This is a genomic window from Streptomyces sp. IBSBF 3136 (assembly GCF_036815105.1).
GTDB lineage: Bacteria > Actinomycetota > Actinomycetes > Streptomycetales > Streptomycetaceae > Streptomyces.
Genome location: NZ_JAJSZC010000205.1, coordinates 1 through 14,032, shown reverse-complemented (window position 1 = coordinate 14,032; position 14,032 = coordinate 1). Strand labels below are relative to the sequence as shown.

12 protein-coding genes and 2 pseudogenes are annotated in these 14,032 nt (G+C 74.4%); 4 read left to right on the top strand and 10 right to left on the bottom strand.

Features of this window, described 5'->3' with window-relative positions; genetic code table 11:
* Both V7E45_RS31710 and V7E45_RS31705 read right to left on the bottom strand, forming a co-directional pair.
* On the bottom strand, nucleotides 1-711 hold a 711-nt coding region (locus tag V7E45_RS31710; protein ID WP_333777678.1), incomplete at its 3' end, for an SMP-30/gluconolactonase/LRE family protein.
* Nucleotides 712-799: 88 nt separating this feature from the next.
* Nucleotides 800-1,087 (bottom strand): ArsR/SmtB family transcription factor, encoded by a 288-nt coding sequence (locus V7E45_RS31705; RefSeq protein WP_333777677.1) that lies wholly within the window; start codon nucleotides 1,085-1,087, stop codon nucleotides 800-802.
* A gap of 336 nt (nucleotides 1,088-1,423) precedes the next feature.
* On the opposite strand from V7E45_RS31705, the gene V7E45_RS31700 reads away from it, so the two are divergent.
* Together V7E45_RS31700 and V7E45_RS31695 are read left to right on the top strand one after the other, a co-directional pair.
* The gene (locus V7E45_RS31700) at nucleotides 1,424-1,774 is read left to right on the top strand and encodes a VOC family protein (RefSeq protein WP_333777676.1); all 351 of its coding nucleotides are present in this window, start codon (nucleotides 1,424-1,426) and stop codon (nucleotides 1,772-1,774) included.
* A 72-nt stretch (nucleotides 1,775-1,846) separates the two neighbouring features.
* The gene (locus V7E45_RS31695) at nucleotides 1,847-2,245 is read left to right on the top strand and encodes a MarR family winged helix-turn-helix transcriptional regulator (RefSeq protein ID WP_333777675.1); all 399 of its coding nucleotides are present in this window, start codon (nucleotides 1,847-1,849) and stop codon (nucleotides 2,243-2,245) included.
* On the opposite strand, the gene pqqB is transcribed toward V7E45_RS31695, so the two are convergent.
* The 4 genes from pqqB to V7E45_RS31675 all read right to left on the bottom strand — a co-directional run bounded on the left by pqqB (nucleotide 2,242) and on the right by V7E45_RS31675 (nucleotide 5,649).
* Nucleotides 2,242-3,135 carry a pyrroloquinoline quinone biosynthesis protein PqqB gene (gene pqqB, locus V7E45_RS31690; RefSeq protein ID WP_333777674.1) on the bottom strand — a complete coding sequence of 298 codons (894 nt, stop codon included), beginning with the start codon at nucleotides 3,133-3,135 and terminating at the stop codon, nucleotides 2,242-2,244. The genes V7E45_RS31695 and pqqB overlap by 4 nt on opposite strands.
* A 59-nt stretch (nucleotides 3,136-3,194) precedes the next feature.
* Complete coding sequence (locus tag V7E45_RS31685) at nucleotides 3,195-4,316, bottom strand: hypothetical protein (protein WP_333777672.1); 1,122 nt, start codon at nucleotides 4,314-4,316, stop codon at nucleotides 3,195-3,197.
* A gap of 36 nt (nucleotides 4,317-4,352) precedes the next feature.
* A complete protein-coding gene (locus V7E45_RS31680) occupies nucleotides 4,353-4,751 on the bottom strand; it encodes an SseB family protein (RefSeq protein ID WP_333777670.1) in 399 nt (132 codons plus the stop codon).
* 280 nt (nucleotides 4,752-5,031) lie between these two features.
* On the bottom strand, nucleotides 5,032-5,649 hold the full coding sequence (locus tag V7E45_RS31675) for a phosphotransferase-like protein (RefSeq protein ID WP_333777669.1): 618 nt from the start codon (nucleotides 5,647-5,649) through the stop codon (nucleotides 5,032-5,034).
* 258 nt (nucleotides 5,650-5,907) lie between these two features.
* Here V7E45_RS31675 and V7E45_RS31670 point away from each other — a divergent pair, with 258 nt between their 5' ends.
* Both V7E45_RS31670 and gap read left to right on the top strand, forming a co-directional pair.
* Nucleotides 5,908-6,864 (top strand): GlxA family transcriptional regulator, encoded by a 957-nt coding sequence (locus tag V7E45_RS31670; protein WP_333777668.1) that lies wholly within the window; start codon nucleotides 5,908-5,910, stop codon nucleotides 6,862-6,864.
* A 98-nt stretch (nucleotides 6,865-6,962) separates the two neighbouring features.
* Nucleotides 6,963-7,961 carry a type I glyceraldehyde-3-phosphate dehydrogenase gene (gene gap, locus V7E45_RS31665; protein WP_333777667.1) on the top strand — a complete coding sequence of 333 codons (999 nt, stop codon included), beginning with the start codon at nucleotides 6,963-6,965 and terminating at the stop codon, nucleotides 7,959-7,961.
* 56 nt (nucleotides 7,962-8,017) lie between these two features.
* Here gap and V7E45_RS31660 read toward each other — a convergent pair whose 3' ends face one another.
* The 4 genes and pseudogenes from V7E45_RS31660 to V7E45_RS31640 all read right to left on the bottom strand — a co-directional run bounded on the left by V7E45_RS31660 (nucleotide 8,018) and on the right by V7E45_RS31640 (nucleotide 13,984).
* Complete coding sequence (locus tag V7E45_RS31660) at nucleotides 8,018-10,132, bottom strand: SpoIIE family protein phosphatase (protein ID WP_333777666.1); 2,115 nt, start codon at nucleotides 10,130-10,132, stop codon at nucleotides 8,018-8,020.
* Nucleotides 10,133-10,327: 195 nt separating this feature from the next.
* Nucleotides 10,328-11,524, bottom strand: a pseudogene (locus V7E45_RS40750) (vWA domain-containing protein).
* A gap of 10 nt (nucleotides 11,525-11,534) precedes the next feature.
* Nucleotides 11,535-11,777: pseudogene (locus V7E45_RS31645) on the bottom strand (AAA family ATPase); the annotation flags it as partial.
* A 134-nt stretch (nucleotides 11,778-11,911) separates the two neighbouring features.
* On the bottom strand, nucleotides 11,912-13,984 hold the full coding sequence (locus tag V7E45_RS31640; RefSeq protein WP_333777663.1) for a SpoIIE family protein phosphatase: 2,073 nt from the start codon (nucleotides 13,982-13,984) through the stop codon (nucleotides 11,912-11,914).
* Between the last annotated feature and the right edge of the window lie 48 nt (nucleotides 13,985-14,032).

Here is a 14,032-nt window from a genome sequence, read left to right as displayed (position 1 = left end):
GTGCAGCAGGTCGAGCGGGGGGACCCGGGGGCCCGCGAGGGCCACCCAGATGGGTCCGTCCGGGCCCTCGCGCCACAGGTTGTCGGGCATGCCGGGCAGTTCGGCGAAGGGTTCGGCCTGTCCGGCGCGCGGTCCGGTGAGGTGGTAGCGGGTGAGGCGGCAGGCGCCGGTCTCGGCGATCACCAGGAACGAGCCGTCGGCGCTCGGGGCCAGACCGTTGGCGAACTGCAGCCCGTCGAGGAGGACCTCGGGCGCCGCGCCGCCCGGCGCGAGGCGGAGCAGGCGTCCGGTGCCGGTGTGTTCCACGATGTCGCCGATCCAGTGGTCCAGCGGGTGCCGGCGGCTGGAGACGGTGAAGTACAGGCTGCCGTCGGGCAGGGCGACGACGTTGCTGCAGAACCGCAGCCGCTCCCCCGCCACCGAGTCGGCGAGGACGTGCACGCCGCCGCCGGGCTCCACCCGCAACAGGCCGCGTTCCGCGTCGCAGACCAGCAGCGCGCCGTCCGACAGGAGTTCGAGGCCGAGCGGACGGCCACCGGTGTCGGCGAGCGTCTCGACGCGGGCCGTGTCCGGGTCCCCGAGGTGGCGGACGCGCAGGATGCGGCCGTCCTCCGTCCCGGTGAGGACCCGTCCGTCGGGGTCGGCGACCACGTCCTCGGGGCCGCGGCCGCCGAGGGCGACGTAGTGGAGGGGGACGAGTGCGGTCGTCATGGGTTCCTGTCCTTCGCCGTCCGTGCGGTCCGTCCTCGTGGCCGGCCGTGTGCTCACCAGGCCGTTTCGTAGCAGGCGGCGCCGGTTTTCACCACCCCTTCTCGAACATCCTGGCCACCTCGGCGATGCGGACCTCGTCGCGCCGGTAGTAGGTGCGGCAGCGGATCCGGCGGGTGCGCAGCAGGCCGATGCGGGTGAGGAGTTCGAGGTGCGCGCGTGCGGCCCGGCGGGACACCCCGAGCTTGGCGGCCAGGGCCCGCGCGGTGACACCGCGCTCGCCGGGGTCGCCGGGGCACGGGCCGTCGAAGTGCGCCGCGGGGTCCTTCAGCCAGTCCAGGATGTCCTGCCGCGTGCGTCCCGAAGGAGTCCTCAGCATGGGTCCCGCCTCCGTCCGGCCTCCTCATGCGTCTGGTCACACTGTGTCTCAGCCGGGGCGGTCGCGTCCGGGAGTCGGCGTCCCTTTGTCCGGTACCGAACGGGAGTACGACCGGTGGTGGCCGGCCCGGCCGGGACGGAGCGGCGGGGAGGACCGGGCCACGGCGATCCTGCCGACGGAGCCGGTGCGCCGCGGGTCGGCGGGAGTGACCCGCCGTGCGCCGGGGGGCTCGCCGCCGCGACCGGTCAGGATCGGAGAAGCGGCGCGGGCCCGACCCGTCCTAGCGTGGAAGCACCGACGGGGACCCGTCGGTGCCGCACCGCGAAGGAGAGTTCCATGACCGCCGGCCTGCAGACGATCATCTACCCCGTCAAGGACCTGGAGAAGGCCAAGTCCGTGTTCGCCGCCCTGCTCGGGGTGGAGCCGTACGCCGACGAGCCGTACTACGTCGGGTACAAGGCCGAGGGCCAGGACGTCGGCCTCGACCCGAACGGGCACGCCAAGGGCCTCACCGGACCGGTGCCGTACTGGCACGTCACCGATCTGCGCGAGCGGCTCGCGGCGCTGCTGGCGGCGGGCGCCGAACTGCTGCAGGACGCCCAGGACGTCGGCGGCGGCAGGCTGATCGCGTCGGTGAAGGACGCCGACGGCAATCTGGTGGGCCTGCTCCAGGACCCGTCCGCCTGAGCCGGCGGAGCGCCTTGCACCCACACTAGTTGCACACTCAACGATTGGCCGGATCGGTGCTACGGTGCGGGTATGGCAGTCAAGACGGCCGACGCCCGGCTCGAGGAGCGCTGGCGGGACATCCTCTCGGTGCACGCGCGCACGATGTGCGAGATAGACCGGGTACTGCACCCGCACGGACTGGGCGCGAGCGACTTCGAGGTGCTGGACCTGCTCGCCGCCGAGTCGCTCGCGCACGGCGACCAGTGCCGGGTGCAGAACCTGGTCGGACGGGTCCATCTCAGCCAGAGCGCGCTGTCCCGGTTGATCGGCCGCCTGGAGAAGGAGGGCCTGGTCGAGCGCTCGGTGTGCGCGGAGGACCGGCGCGGGGTGTGGGTCGCCCTCACCCGCAAGGGCCGCGACCTGCACGCCGAGGTACTGCCGCTGCAGCGGGCCGTGCTGGAGCGGACGCTGGCCGAGCGGGCGGGTTAGCAGGTCAGCTCCGTCCCGTCCGGCAGCACCTCCACCCCGAGACCGGTCACCCGCGCGCGTTCCGCCGAGGCGGGGTCGAGCAGCGGGTTGGTGTTGTTGAGGTGGGTGTAGACCCGGCGCGCGCCGGGATGGCGGGCCAGGGCTTCGAGCGAGCCGCCGGGGCCGGTGACCGGCAGATGCCCCATGGCCGCCTGCCCGGCGCCCGTGCGCACCGCGGTGCCCATCTCGTCGGCGGCGAAGAAGGTCCCGTCCACCAGCACGCAGTCGGCCGACGCGCACAGACCCTCCAGCACCGGGCCCCAGGTGCCGACACAGGGCGCGTACACCAGCACTCCCCCGCTCGCCAGGTCCTCCACCCGGTAGGCCGTGACCCACGGGCCGGGCGCGGACGCCCCTGACGGCACGTACTTGGGGACCTTGCCGCCCACCTGGTGGGCGGTGACGACCAGTCCGCCGGACAGCACGAACCCGCCGTCGGCCAGGCTGTCGGGCCACTCCCAGGTCGCGTAGCGGCCCAGGGCCGCGCGTGCGGGGGCGAGGACGGAGCGGACCGGTGGGGCCGCGTAGACCGTGAGGCCGGCCGCTCCGCGCAGTTCGGACAGCCCGGTGACGTGGTCGGCCTCGGCGTCGGTGAGCAGCACCCCGCGCAGCGGGGTGTCCCGCGGTCCTGGACCGGGCCACAGCGCCGGGGTGGCGGTGAGCTGGGCGCGTAGATCGGGCGAGGCGTTGAGCAGCCACCAGTCGCGCCCGTTGCCGCTGACGGCGGCGCACTCCTGGGTACGGGAGGGCAGTTCGCCCCGCCGGGCCGCCGCGCACAGCGCGCAGGCGCAGTTCCACTGCGGGAAGCCGCCTCCGGCGGCGGTGCCCAGCAGGACGATCCTCACGGCCATCGGCTCCTTCGCACGCGTGCCCATCCTCCGCGAGGGTCTTCCCGGCTGAGGGAGGGGAACTACTCGAACACAGGGGGCAGTTCCGGCCGTCCTGGGCCGGGCCTGCGGTCCACCGGCCGCTGGGGCGGGATCGGCGCGGCGGCGAAGTCGCGGGGTCCGGTCCACAGCGCGGGCACGGCGTCGCAGCGACGGCACAGATCGTAGGCGACCGCCTCGTAGTTGACCCGCCAGCCCCGGAAATGCGGCCAGGCCTCCTCCGGGCCGCGTTCCGCCCGGAAGCCGGCCTCGGTCATCATGGCCACCGCCTCCTCGAACTCGGCGTAGGTCAGCCGGATCGGGCTGCCGGGAGAGGGGTCGGCCTCGAAGGGGACGCGCAGCGCGCGGGCGATGTCCCGCAGGGCGCTGAATCCGGCGCGCAGCACGAGCCGCGCCTCCGGTGGCGCCTGGCGCGGGTTGAGCGCCAGCTGGAGTGCGGCGGCGTCCATGACGGCGACGAGACCGACCAGCCAGCTGCGGTGCGGGCGCGGGGAGCGGAAGGTCAGCAGGATCGGGTAGGTGGAGTGGCTCTCGCCCATGTCCGAGGCCAGGCGTTCCCAGGCGCGGTACAGGTCGGGCAGCGCGGTCTCGGTGTCGACCAGCCACTGGCGGGCGAGGATCTCCGGCCCCCAGGCGGGTTCGCCCGCCCGTGCCTGGAGCAGGGTGACCTCCAGTTCACGGCGGTTGTAGGCGCCGTACAGGGTGGGCAGGTAGGCGATCTGGAGGGCGATCAGCACGGGCCCGGTGGCCGCGGCGAGGAAGTCGAGCGCGGACAGCTTCAGCCGGGCGCCGCCGGCGAAGCCGAGCGTGAACAGGCTGGAGCCGGCCTCGCGGAACGCGGTCGCCCAGGAGAGCGGGGACAGCGCGTACAGCAGGAGGCCGAACCCGAGCAGTGCCCCGCCGAGCCAGCTGGCGAGCATGCCGACCAGCATCAGCGGGGCGAGCCAGGTCTGCACGCGGTCGATCGCGTCGTACCCGCCGCGCGGGGCGGTGAGCCGCAGGCCCCTGCGCAGCAGCCGCCACAGCCGGAACACGAGCGCGGAGTAAAGACCCCTGGGCACCACGAGGGTGCGCAGGATGCTGCCGAAAACCAGCACGAGGACCAGTGCGCCCAGTCCGCCGGCCACCCCGGAGATCCATTCCATGGGGGCATTCTGGCGCCTGCGCGGGCAGGCGGCGGCTCACCTCGCCAGCAGGGTGCGCACCCCCTGGGAGGTCAGCGTCAGGCCGTGCTCGGAGCTGCCGTCGATCGCCAGCGAGAGGTCGTCGGCCGGCCACTGGGAGGCGAGGGCGCCGAGCGGGATCAGGCGGTAGCGGGAGACGAACGGCAGCAGGTCCGCCATCGTCCCCTCGGACGTGAACACGGGGACGACCTGGTCTCCGTCGCTCTGCTCCAGGACGGGCAGGGCGACGGTGGTGGGTTCGGCGCCGTCTCCGTCCAGCGCGTCGTCCGGTACCGGGACGAGGACGTCGCTGTGCGCGAGGGTGTCCAGGGCGGCCTGGTCCTCGGCGTTCACGGCCAGCGCGTCGAGCGCCCGCTGGGCCGGCGTCGGAAGGTCGTCGTGTGCGGGTGTCTCCATGGCAGGTCCCCAGGTAGCGGTGGTCGTACGGTCACGCACGGGCAGGCTGGCACCCGGGCGTGCTTCCGCGTCGCGTACCCAGGGGGAACCGGGACATGCGTGGGGATCGGGCGGAGGGACGGTGCCCGTCGCGCACACCGACCCGGGGCGGCTGAGCGGCTCCTTCCGGTGCGGGCGGCGGCGGTCACGGTGAGCAAGCACGCCCTGCGGAACGGGTGACCGACCAAGGCCGCGCGGCGCCCGGTCCTGCCGCTCCGGCCGCCGCGCGGCCGATGCGGGATCAGGCCGGGGTGGGCGGCGTCGTCCGGAGTCGTTCGAAGGCGGTGGGGCGCGGCCGGTCCGTGAGGAAGTCACGGATGCGCACGGCGCACTCCGCCGGGGACAGCAGGGCGGTGTCCACGTCGAGGTCGTGCGCGCCGTGCGAGTGCACCACCGCGTACTGCATCGCGGCCAGACCCGACTGCCGGTCCCCGCGCTCGCGTTCCCGGCGCTCCAGCTCGGGCAGCGGGCAGCGGACGCCGACCAGGACCGTGTCCTCGGGCACGAGCAGGCCGAGGAGGTCGAGCAGACGCCAGCGGCGGCTGAGCGGGATGTCCACGACGAGGTTGTTGCCGGCCTCCGCCATCCCGGCGACGGCGCGGTTGAAGCCCTTCACGGTGCGGTCGATCTCCGGCTGGAGGTCCTCGGCGGTGATGGGCCGGTCGCAGCGCATCGCGTGGAAGGCGTCGACGGGCAGATGGAACCAAGTGCCGTCCAGGACGTCGAGCAGGGCCCGGGCGATGCTGGACTTGCCCGAACTCGACGTGCCGTTGAGGACGATGACCGTGCCTCCGGCCGGGGTGTCGGGGATGCGCGCGTGGTCCGGGTCGGCCGTGCCCGGTGCCGTCTGGGCAGCCATGGCACTCCTTCCGTCGGCGCGGGTTCGGCCCGCACGGGTTTTCGCGATCATCGCACGGGGGCCGCGCCACAGCCCGAGCTTTTCCCACCGCCGACGTTCGCCACGCAGCCAACCGCCTTTGAAAAAAGGGCTACTTGGGTACGGTGGCTTCACGTACGCCCTGGCCCACTCCATGCCGTCCGGCATCCCGTTCGACCCCGGCACCTGAGGCCCGGCACGCTCCGGCGCCCCTGCCCACCTGCGCGTACGCTGATCACCGTGCCTGAGTCCCGCCTGCGCCGTGTCGCCGTCCTCGTGCTCGAAGGGGCCAAGCCGCTCGACGTCGGCATCCCGGCGCAGGTCTTCACGACCCGCGCCAGCATGCCGTACGAGGTACGGGTCTGCGGTGCCGCGCCCGGCCTCGTGACCGGCGGTGACGGGCTGTCGTACCACGCGGCGCACGGCCTGGACGCGCTCGTGTGGGCGGACATCGTCTTCATCCCCGGCTACCGGTTCCCGGACCGCGACGACCCGCCGCCCGCCGTCGTGGACGCGCTGATCGCCGCCCACCAGCGGGGGGCGCGGCTCGCCGCCATCTCCACCGGCGCCTTCGCGCTCGCGGCCACCGGCCTGCTCGACGGCCGGCGCGCCACCACCCACTGGCACTACGCGCGGGCGCTGGCGGCGAAGCACCCGCTCGTCCGCGTCGACGAGAACGTGCTGTTCGTCGACGAGGGCAGCGTGCTGACGTCGGCGGGCGCCGCGTCGGGCATCGACCTGTGCCTGCACATCCTGCGCGGCGACCTGGGCGTGGCCGCCTCGAACCACGCGGCCCGGCGCCTGGTCGCGGCCCCGTACCGCAGTGGCGGCCAGGCGCAGTACGTGCCGCGCAGCGTGCCCGAGCCGCTCGGCGAGCGGTTCGCCGCCACCCGCGAGTGGGCGCTGCACCGGCTCAGCGAGCCGCTCGGCCTCGACGCGCTGGCCCGGCACGCCGGGGTGTCCGCGCGCACGTTCTCCCGGCGGTTCGCCGAGGACACCGGGTACACGCCCATGCAGTGGGTCATGCGCGCCCGCATCGACATGGCCCGGGAACTGCTGGAGCGTTCGGAGCGGAGCGTCGAGCAGATCGCCGCGGACGTCGGTCTGGGCACCGGCGCGAACCTCCGGCTGCACTTCCAGCGCATCCTCGGCACCACCCCGAGCGAGTACCGGCGCACCTTCGCCCAGGGCGAGTAGCGGCGGCTGGCGCGATCCTTTCGAACCATGGCGATCGCGCCGCTGTCCCGTCCGGGCGCCACACGCGACGCTGGTGGCGAACCGAAGGGACACCATTCATGACGCGTATCGCCATCAACGGATTCGGCCGCATCGGACGCAATGTGCTGCGCGCCCTGCTCGAACGCGACAGCGACCTCGAGGTCGTGGCCGTGAACGACCTCACGGAGCCCGCCACCCTCGCGCGGCTCCTCGCCTACGACACGACGGCCGGCCGGCTCGGCCGCCCGGTGACCGTCGACGGGGACACCCTCGTCGTGGACGGCCGCCGTATCAAGGTGCTCGCCGAGCGTGAGCCCGGCAAGCTGCCCTGGGCCGAACTCGGCGTGGACCTCGCGCTGGAGGCGACCGGCCGCTTCACGTCGGCCGAGGCCGCCCGCGCCCACCTCGACGCGGGTGCGCGGAAGGTGCTCGTCAGCGCGCCGTCGGACGGCGCCGACGTCACGCTCGCGTTCGGGGTCAACACCGACGCCTACGACCCGGACCTGCACACGGTCGTGTCCAACGCCTCCTGCACCACCAACGCGCTCGCGCCGCTGGCCGCCGTGCTCGACGAACTCGCCGGTATCGAGCACGGGTTCATGACGACGGTGCACGCCTACACCCAGGAGCAGAACCTCCAGGACGGCCCGCACCGCGACGCCCGCCGGGCCCGCGCCGCCGCGGTCAACATCGTGCCGACCACGACGGGCGCCGCGAAGGCGATCGGCCTGGTGCTGCCGAACCTCGACGGCAAGCTGTCGGGCGACTCGATCCGGGTGCCGGTCCCCGTGGGTTCCATCGTCGAGCTGAACACGACCGTCGCCCGTGACGTGACCCGCGAGGACGTGCTGGCGGCCTACCGCGCGGCGGCGGAGGGGCCGCTCGCCGGGGTCCTGGAGTACTCGGAGGACCCGCTGGTGTCGGCCGACATCACCGGCAACCCGGCCTCCTCGATCTTCGACTCGGCCCTCACCCGCGTCGACGGCCGCCACATCAAGGTGGTCGCCTGGTACGACAACGAGTGGGGCTTCTCCAACCGGGTGATCGACACCCTGCAGCTCCTCGCCACCCGCTGACCGCCCGGGACGGCCCCCGCACCGGGGGCCGTCCCACGGCGCGGCGCTCCGCCTGCTCAGGTGCCGGTGGCGCCCCCGGGCGGGGGCCCGTCGGTGTCCGCCAGCGGTTGCGCGCGGGCGACGAGCAGGGCGACGTCGTCGTGCCCGGCGGGGTCGCGGAGCTGCCGCAGGAGCCGGTCGCAGGTCTCCTCCACGGAGGAGTACGGCGGTGACAGCAGACGCAGCAGGTCCGCCAGCCGTTCGTCGATGGGGTCGTGGCGGGTCTCGACCAGTCCGTCGGTGTACAGGACCAGGTGGTCCCCGGGTTGCAGGTCGAGCGTGGTGCTCTCGAAGGGCACGCCGCCGACGCCGAGCGGGGTGCCGGTGGGCAGGTCGAGCAGTTCGGGCGGCTTGCCCGCGCGCACCAGCACCGGGGGCAGGTGCCCGGCGGAGGCCACCTGGATGCGCCGGTGGTCCGGGTCGTAGACGGCGTACACGCAGGTGGCGATGTACGGGTCGAGACCGTGGGTGATCTTGTCCAGGTGGGTGAGAATCTGGGCGGGGTCAAGGTCGAGATCGGCGAGCGTGGAGGTGGCGGTGCGCAGGCGGCCCATGGTGGTCGCGGCGGGGATGCCGCTGCCCATGACGTCGCCCACCGTCAGGACGGTCCGGTCGTCGTCGAGCGGGATCACGTCGTACCAGTCGCCGCCGACCTCGCTGAAGGCCTGCGCGGGCAGGTAGCGGGCGGCGACCTCGAGACCGGGGTGGTGGGGCGTGAGCTGCGGCAGCAGGCTGCGCTGGAGGGTCTCGGCGGCGCTGCGGATGTGCTGGTGCAGGACGGCGTTGTCGATGCTCAGCGCGGCGGACGAGGCGAGCTCGCAGGCCAGCGTGAGGTCGTCCGCGTCGAACGGCAGGGGGTTGCGGGCGCGGGCCAGGCCCATGACGCCGATGACCTGGCCGCGGGCGATGAGCGGGACCGCCATGTCGGTGTGCACCCCGGCCCGGGCGAGCAGGCGGGCGGCGTCGGGGTCGGTGGCGATACGCGAGATGTCGCGTCGCTCCAGATGGGTGATCAGCTGCGGGCGGCCGGTGCGGATGCAGTGGGCCGCCGGATGGTCGGCGTGGTAGGTGGTGAGGCTGCCGGGCGGGACGATCGCCTCGGTGGCGTCGGTGGGATAGGCGCTCTTGACCGCCAGGGCGCGGAAGAGCGCCGGGCCCTCGCCGAGGTCCGGGCGGCCCGTCTGCAGGACGGAGTCCAGGAGGTCCACGGCGACCATGTCGGCCAGGTCGGGCACCACGACGTCGGCCAGCTCCCGGGCGGTACGCCCCACCTCCAGGGTGGTGCCGATCCGCGCCGAACCGTTGGCGATCAGGCGCAGGCGCTGCTGGGCCTGGTCGGCCTTGATGGCCGCCCGGTAGCGGTCGGTGACGTCGACCACCACGGTGGCGAGGCCCAGGACGCTGCCGTGGTGGTCCTCCAGCCGGTAGAACGACGTCGCCCAGGCGTGGTCGTGCTCGGGATCGGCGGCGGTGCGGCCCACCACCTGCTGGTCGATCACCGGCAGACCCGAGACCAGGACCTGGCGCATCAGCGTCTCCACGCCCAGGAACGGCGTGCCGGGCAGGATGTCGCGGAAGCCCCGGCCGACGTGTTCCTCCTCGGGCATGCCGTGCATGGCCGCGAGCGCCGGGTTGATGGCCAGGTACCGCAGGTCGGAGTCGAGGACGGCCAGCCCGATCGGCGCCTGGGTGACCAGCCGGGTGGACAGGGCCAGATTGCGCTCCACCTGGCGCAGGGTGGTCCGGTCGGTGGCCAGACCCAGGGCGTAGTGGTCGCCCTGGTTGTCCGTGAGGCGCATGTTGCGGAACTCGACCATTCGGGTGCTGCCGTCCTTGTGCCGGACGGGGAACGCCCCCGCCCAGCTCCGCCCGGTCGCCATCACCTCGGCGAACAGCGTGATCGCCGCGTCCTGGTGTTCGGGGCGCAGCAGGAGCGGCGCCGCGTACTGCCCGACCGCCTCGCCGCGGGTGTAGCCGAACAGCTCCTCGGCCTGCGGGCTCCACATGTCGACCCGGCCGTCGGCCTCCAGCAGCACCGCGGCGACGCCCAGCAGGTCCATCAGCCCGCTCGGCTCCACCGCACCGGCCTGCGGAAGCTCCGCAGGCTCCGGGCGCTGGTCCGCTCGCCTCATCGCACTCGCTCCTTCCACCTGCCGGCCCCGCCGGCGTACCCGCTCACCACGCGGATCAGGTGAAACGCTTTTCCCGCAGGCCAGCACCCCCCATCCACCATGCGGCACCGAGGCGTCGGCGGCCACGGGAGGCACCGGCCGGGCTCCCGTACGGCAGTGCGTCGGGCGGGGACGCGCACGGTCTCCGCCCCGGCGTCAGGCGGGGACGCGCACGGTCTCCACCCAGCTCGGCGGCTGTGGCGCGGCGGAGCCGACCAGAGGGGCGACGACACGGCAGGGCAGGCTCTCGTCGGGCCAGGGGGTGAATCCGTCGCTGGGGACGACGACGATGCCCGGGCGGTCCCGGGCCGCGAGCGCCGCCTCGATGCCGACGCGCATGTCCGTGCCGCCACCGCCGCCCAGGGTGATCTGCTCGGCGGACGTCACCCGGGACACCGCCTGCACGTCGGCGTCGCAGGCGAGCACGGTCACCCGGTTGCCCCGGATGCCCACCTCCCGCAGGACGCCGGTCACCTCCGCGAGCGCGGCGGCGAGTTCCGCGTCGCCCATGGAGCCGGAGGTGTCGACGACGACGGCGACCCGGGGCAGCGGGCGCGGCAGGCTCGGCAGGCTCGGCAGGACGACGCCGCGCAGTGCCGGGGTGCGGCGCGAGGGGCGGCGGTAGGTGTAGTCGACGGCTCCGCCGGCCCATGCGGCGGCCTCCCGGACCGCGCCGGTCAGCGCCTGCCGCCAGTCGACGGTGGGTTCCAGGACCTCCTCGGCCCAGCGCTGCCGGCCCGCGGGCAGGGAGCCGCGGGCGCGCCGGTGGGCGCGCATCGCCTCGGCGGTCTGCCGGCGCAGGGCCTGCGCCTCCACGTCGCCCAGCCGTGCGGGGCCGGCGGATTCGGGCAGTTACCAGGGCGCGGGCGTGCCGTGGGCGCCCGATCCACAGTCCGGGGTGCGCACGTGCGGCGGCAGCAGGTCGAGGTACGCCTCGAACAGCCGGCCCTCGGGGAGGCCGAAGTGGCGGGGTTCCATCCGTCCCTCGGGCAGGCGCAGGCCGTCGGCGAGGAGGTCGTCGTTGATCTCGCAGTCCTGTGCGACGTTGACGCGCTGCGGGTCGCGCTGGGCGGCGGCCGGGAGCCGGTCGGCGCGGCCGTGGTGGTCGCGCAGCAGGTGCGCCGCCTCGTGCGTCCACACGCCCGCCGGCTCCGGCACCGGCGTCGCGTCGACGAAGGCGGGCGACACGTAGCACCGCCAGTGCCGGTCCACCCCCATCGTCGGGACGTCCGTGCTCGCGACGACGGTCAGCGCGTACAGCGCCGAGGCGAGGTACGGCCGGTCGGTCGCCGCCCGGTAGCGGGCGGCGAGCAGCTTGGTCGTGTCCAGGGCGCGGCGGGCGTCCTCCGTCATCCCGGGCGCCTCACCGGCCGGCGCCGGGCAGCGCCCCGGACATCTGGAGCAGGTCGAGGAACCCGTCGATGCCGGGCGGTACGGGCCAGTCGAGCCGGCGCATCGCCGCGAGGTCGGTGACGGCCCGTGCGGCCACGTCCGGTACGCCGGCGTCCACGGCCTTGGCCAGGATCGCCCAGCCGGCCTCCCAGCGCGCTCGGGTGAGGTCGCTCTGGACGGCGGCGACCACCGCGATGAGGAACGCGAACTGCCAGCAGGCCCGTCGGGCCAGTTCGGTGAGTCTGGACGGCGGCACCGACAACGCCGGTGCCGGCAGCGCCGCTCGAGGCCCGGGCCCGCTCAGGCCGTCACCCGCTCAGGCCGTCACCCGCTCAGGCCCGGGCCGGCTCAGGTCAGGGCCCGGGCGACGAGCAGGGCGACGTCGTCCTCGCCGCCGGGGGGCCGCAGGATCTCCAGGATGCGGTCGCAGGTGTACTCGGGGTCGTGGCCCCGGGTCGTGGTGAGGGCGTCGAGAAGGGTGTTGAGGCGGGCGTCGATCGGTTCGCTCCGGGTCTCGACCAGGCCGTCGGTGTAGAGGACCAGTTGGTCGCCGGGCCGGAAGGCGACGGTGGCCGCCTCGAAGGGGACCCCGCCGACGCCCAGCGGTGCGCCCGTGGGCAGGTCGAGGAGTCGGGCGGCGTGGCCGGCGCGCATCAGCACCGGGGGCAGATGGCCCGCGAGGCAGATCCGGCACTCGCCCCGGTGCGGGTCGTACACGCAGTAGATGCAGGTGGTGATGGACTGCTCGATGCCCTGGGTGAGGTGGTCGAGGTGACGCAGGGCCTCGTCCGGCGCCAGGTCGAGTTCCGCGAACGCTCTTGCCGCGGTGCGGAGTTGACCCATGGTGGCGGCGGCGTTGATGCCGCTGCCCATGACGTCCCCGACCACCAGGGCGGTCTTGTCCCCCTGGAGGGGGATGGCGTCGAACCAGTCGCCGCCGACCTCGCTCGTGGCGCCGGCGGGCTGGTAGCGACAGCCGACGCCGAGGCCCGGCAGATGCGCGGGCGGCTCCGGGAGCAGGCTCCGCTGGAGGGTGAGGGCGGCGTGGCGCTGGGTCTGGTAGCCGCGGGCGTTGTCGATGCACACGGCGGCGCGGGCGGCCAGCTCGGCGGCGAGGAACGCGTCGTCGTCACCGAAGGGCACGGGGTTTGCGGTGCGTCTGAGGTCGAGGGCGCCGAGGACCTCGCCGCGGGCCACGAGCGGCACCGCCAGGTAGGAGTGCACGCCCGTCGCCGCGAGGAGGGTGGCGGACTCGGCGTGGCCGGCGACGCCTCCCGGCTCCCGCCGGGCGGTGTGGGGCACGAGCACCGGACGGCGGGTGTCCACGCAGTGGGCGATCAGGCGGTCGTCGCCGGAGGCGGCGCGTCCTCCGGGCGGGTCGGCCGCGCGGGTCGCTCCGGTGCGCTGGATCACCCGGACGGCGAGGGCCCCCGACCCCGCGGAGTCGGCGGGCGGCACGGGGCGCCCGTGCGGGGCGCTGTCGAGGACGACGACGGAGGCCGAGTCGGCCAGGACCGGCACGACGACGTCGGCCAGTTCCCGCGCCGTCGTCTCAAGATCGAGGGTGGTCCCGACCCGGGCGGAGGCCGCGGCGATCAGGTCGAGCCGCTGCCGGGCCCGGGCGGCCTCGGTCGCGGCCTGGTAGCGCTCCGTGACGTCGATGACGGAGTAGGCCATGCCCAGCACCCGCCCGCTGGAGTCGTCAAGACGGTAGTACGAGACGGACCAGGCGTGCTCGTGGTCCGGGTCGGCGGGCGGACGGCAGACGATGTCCCGGTCCACGACCGACTCGCCCGTCTCCAGGACGCGGCGCAGCCGTGCCTCGGGGTCCGTGTCCAGGTAGGTCAGGACCTCGCTCGCCGACCGGCCTATGCGGTCGGCCGCGGACTGCCCGGTGATGCGTTCCAGGGCCGGGTTCATGGCCACGTAGCGCAGTTCGGGGTCGAGGATGGCCAGCCCGACCGGGGACTGGGACACCAGGCGCATGGCCAGCGCGGCGTCCCGCTCGACCTGTTCCACCGTGGCCTGGTCGGCGGCGAGCCCGAGGACGTAGGTGTCGCCCAGGTCGTCCAGCAGCCGCATGTTGCGGAACTCCACCAGCCGCGTGCTGCCGTCCTTGCGCCGGACCGGGAAGGCCCCGGCCCAGTCGGCGCCGGACTCCAGCAGCTCGGTGAACAGCCTGACGACCTCGTGCTGGTGCTCCTCGTGGACGGTCAGCCGGGCCGCGTGCTCACCCAGCGCCTCCTGCGAGGTGTAACCGAACAGTTCCTCGGCCTGAGGGCTCCAGAAGACGATGCGGCCCTCCGCGTCCAGCACCACCGCGGCGACGCTCAGCAGGTCGAGCAGCCCGCTGGGCGGCGCGGCCCCCGCCGCCATCCGGCCGTCGCCCGTACCCGGGCGGGAGGGGTCCGTCGTGCCCATGTCTCATCCTCCTCCCCGCCCGGCGACCCGGCCCGCGCGGGCCGGGCG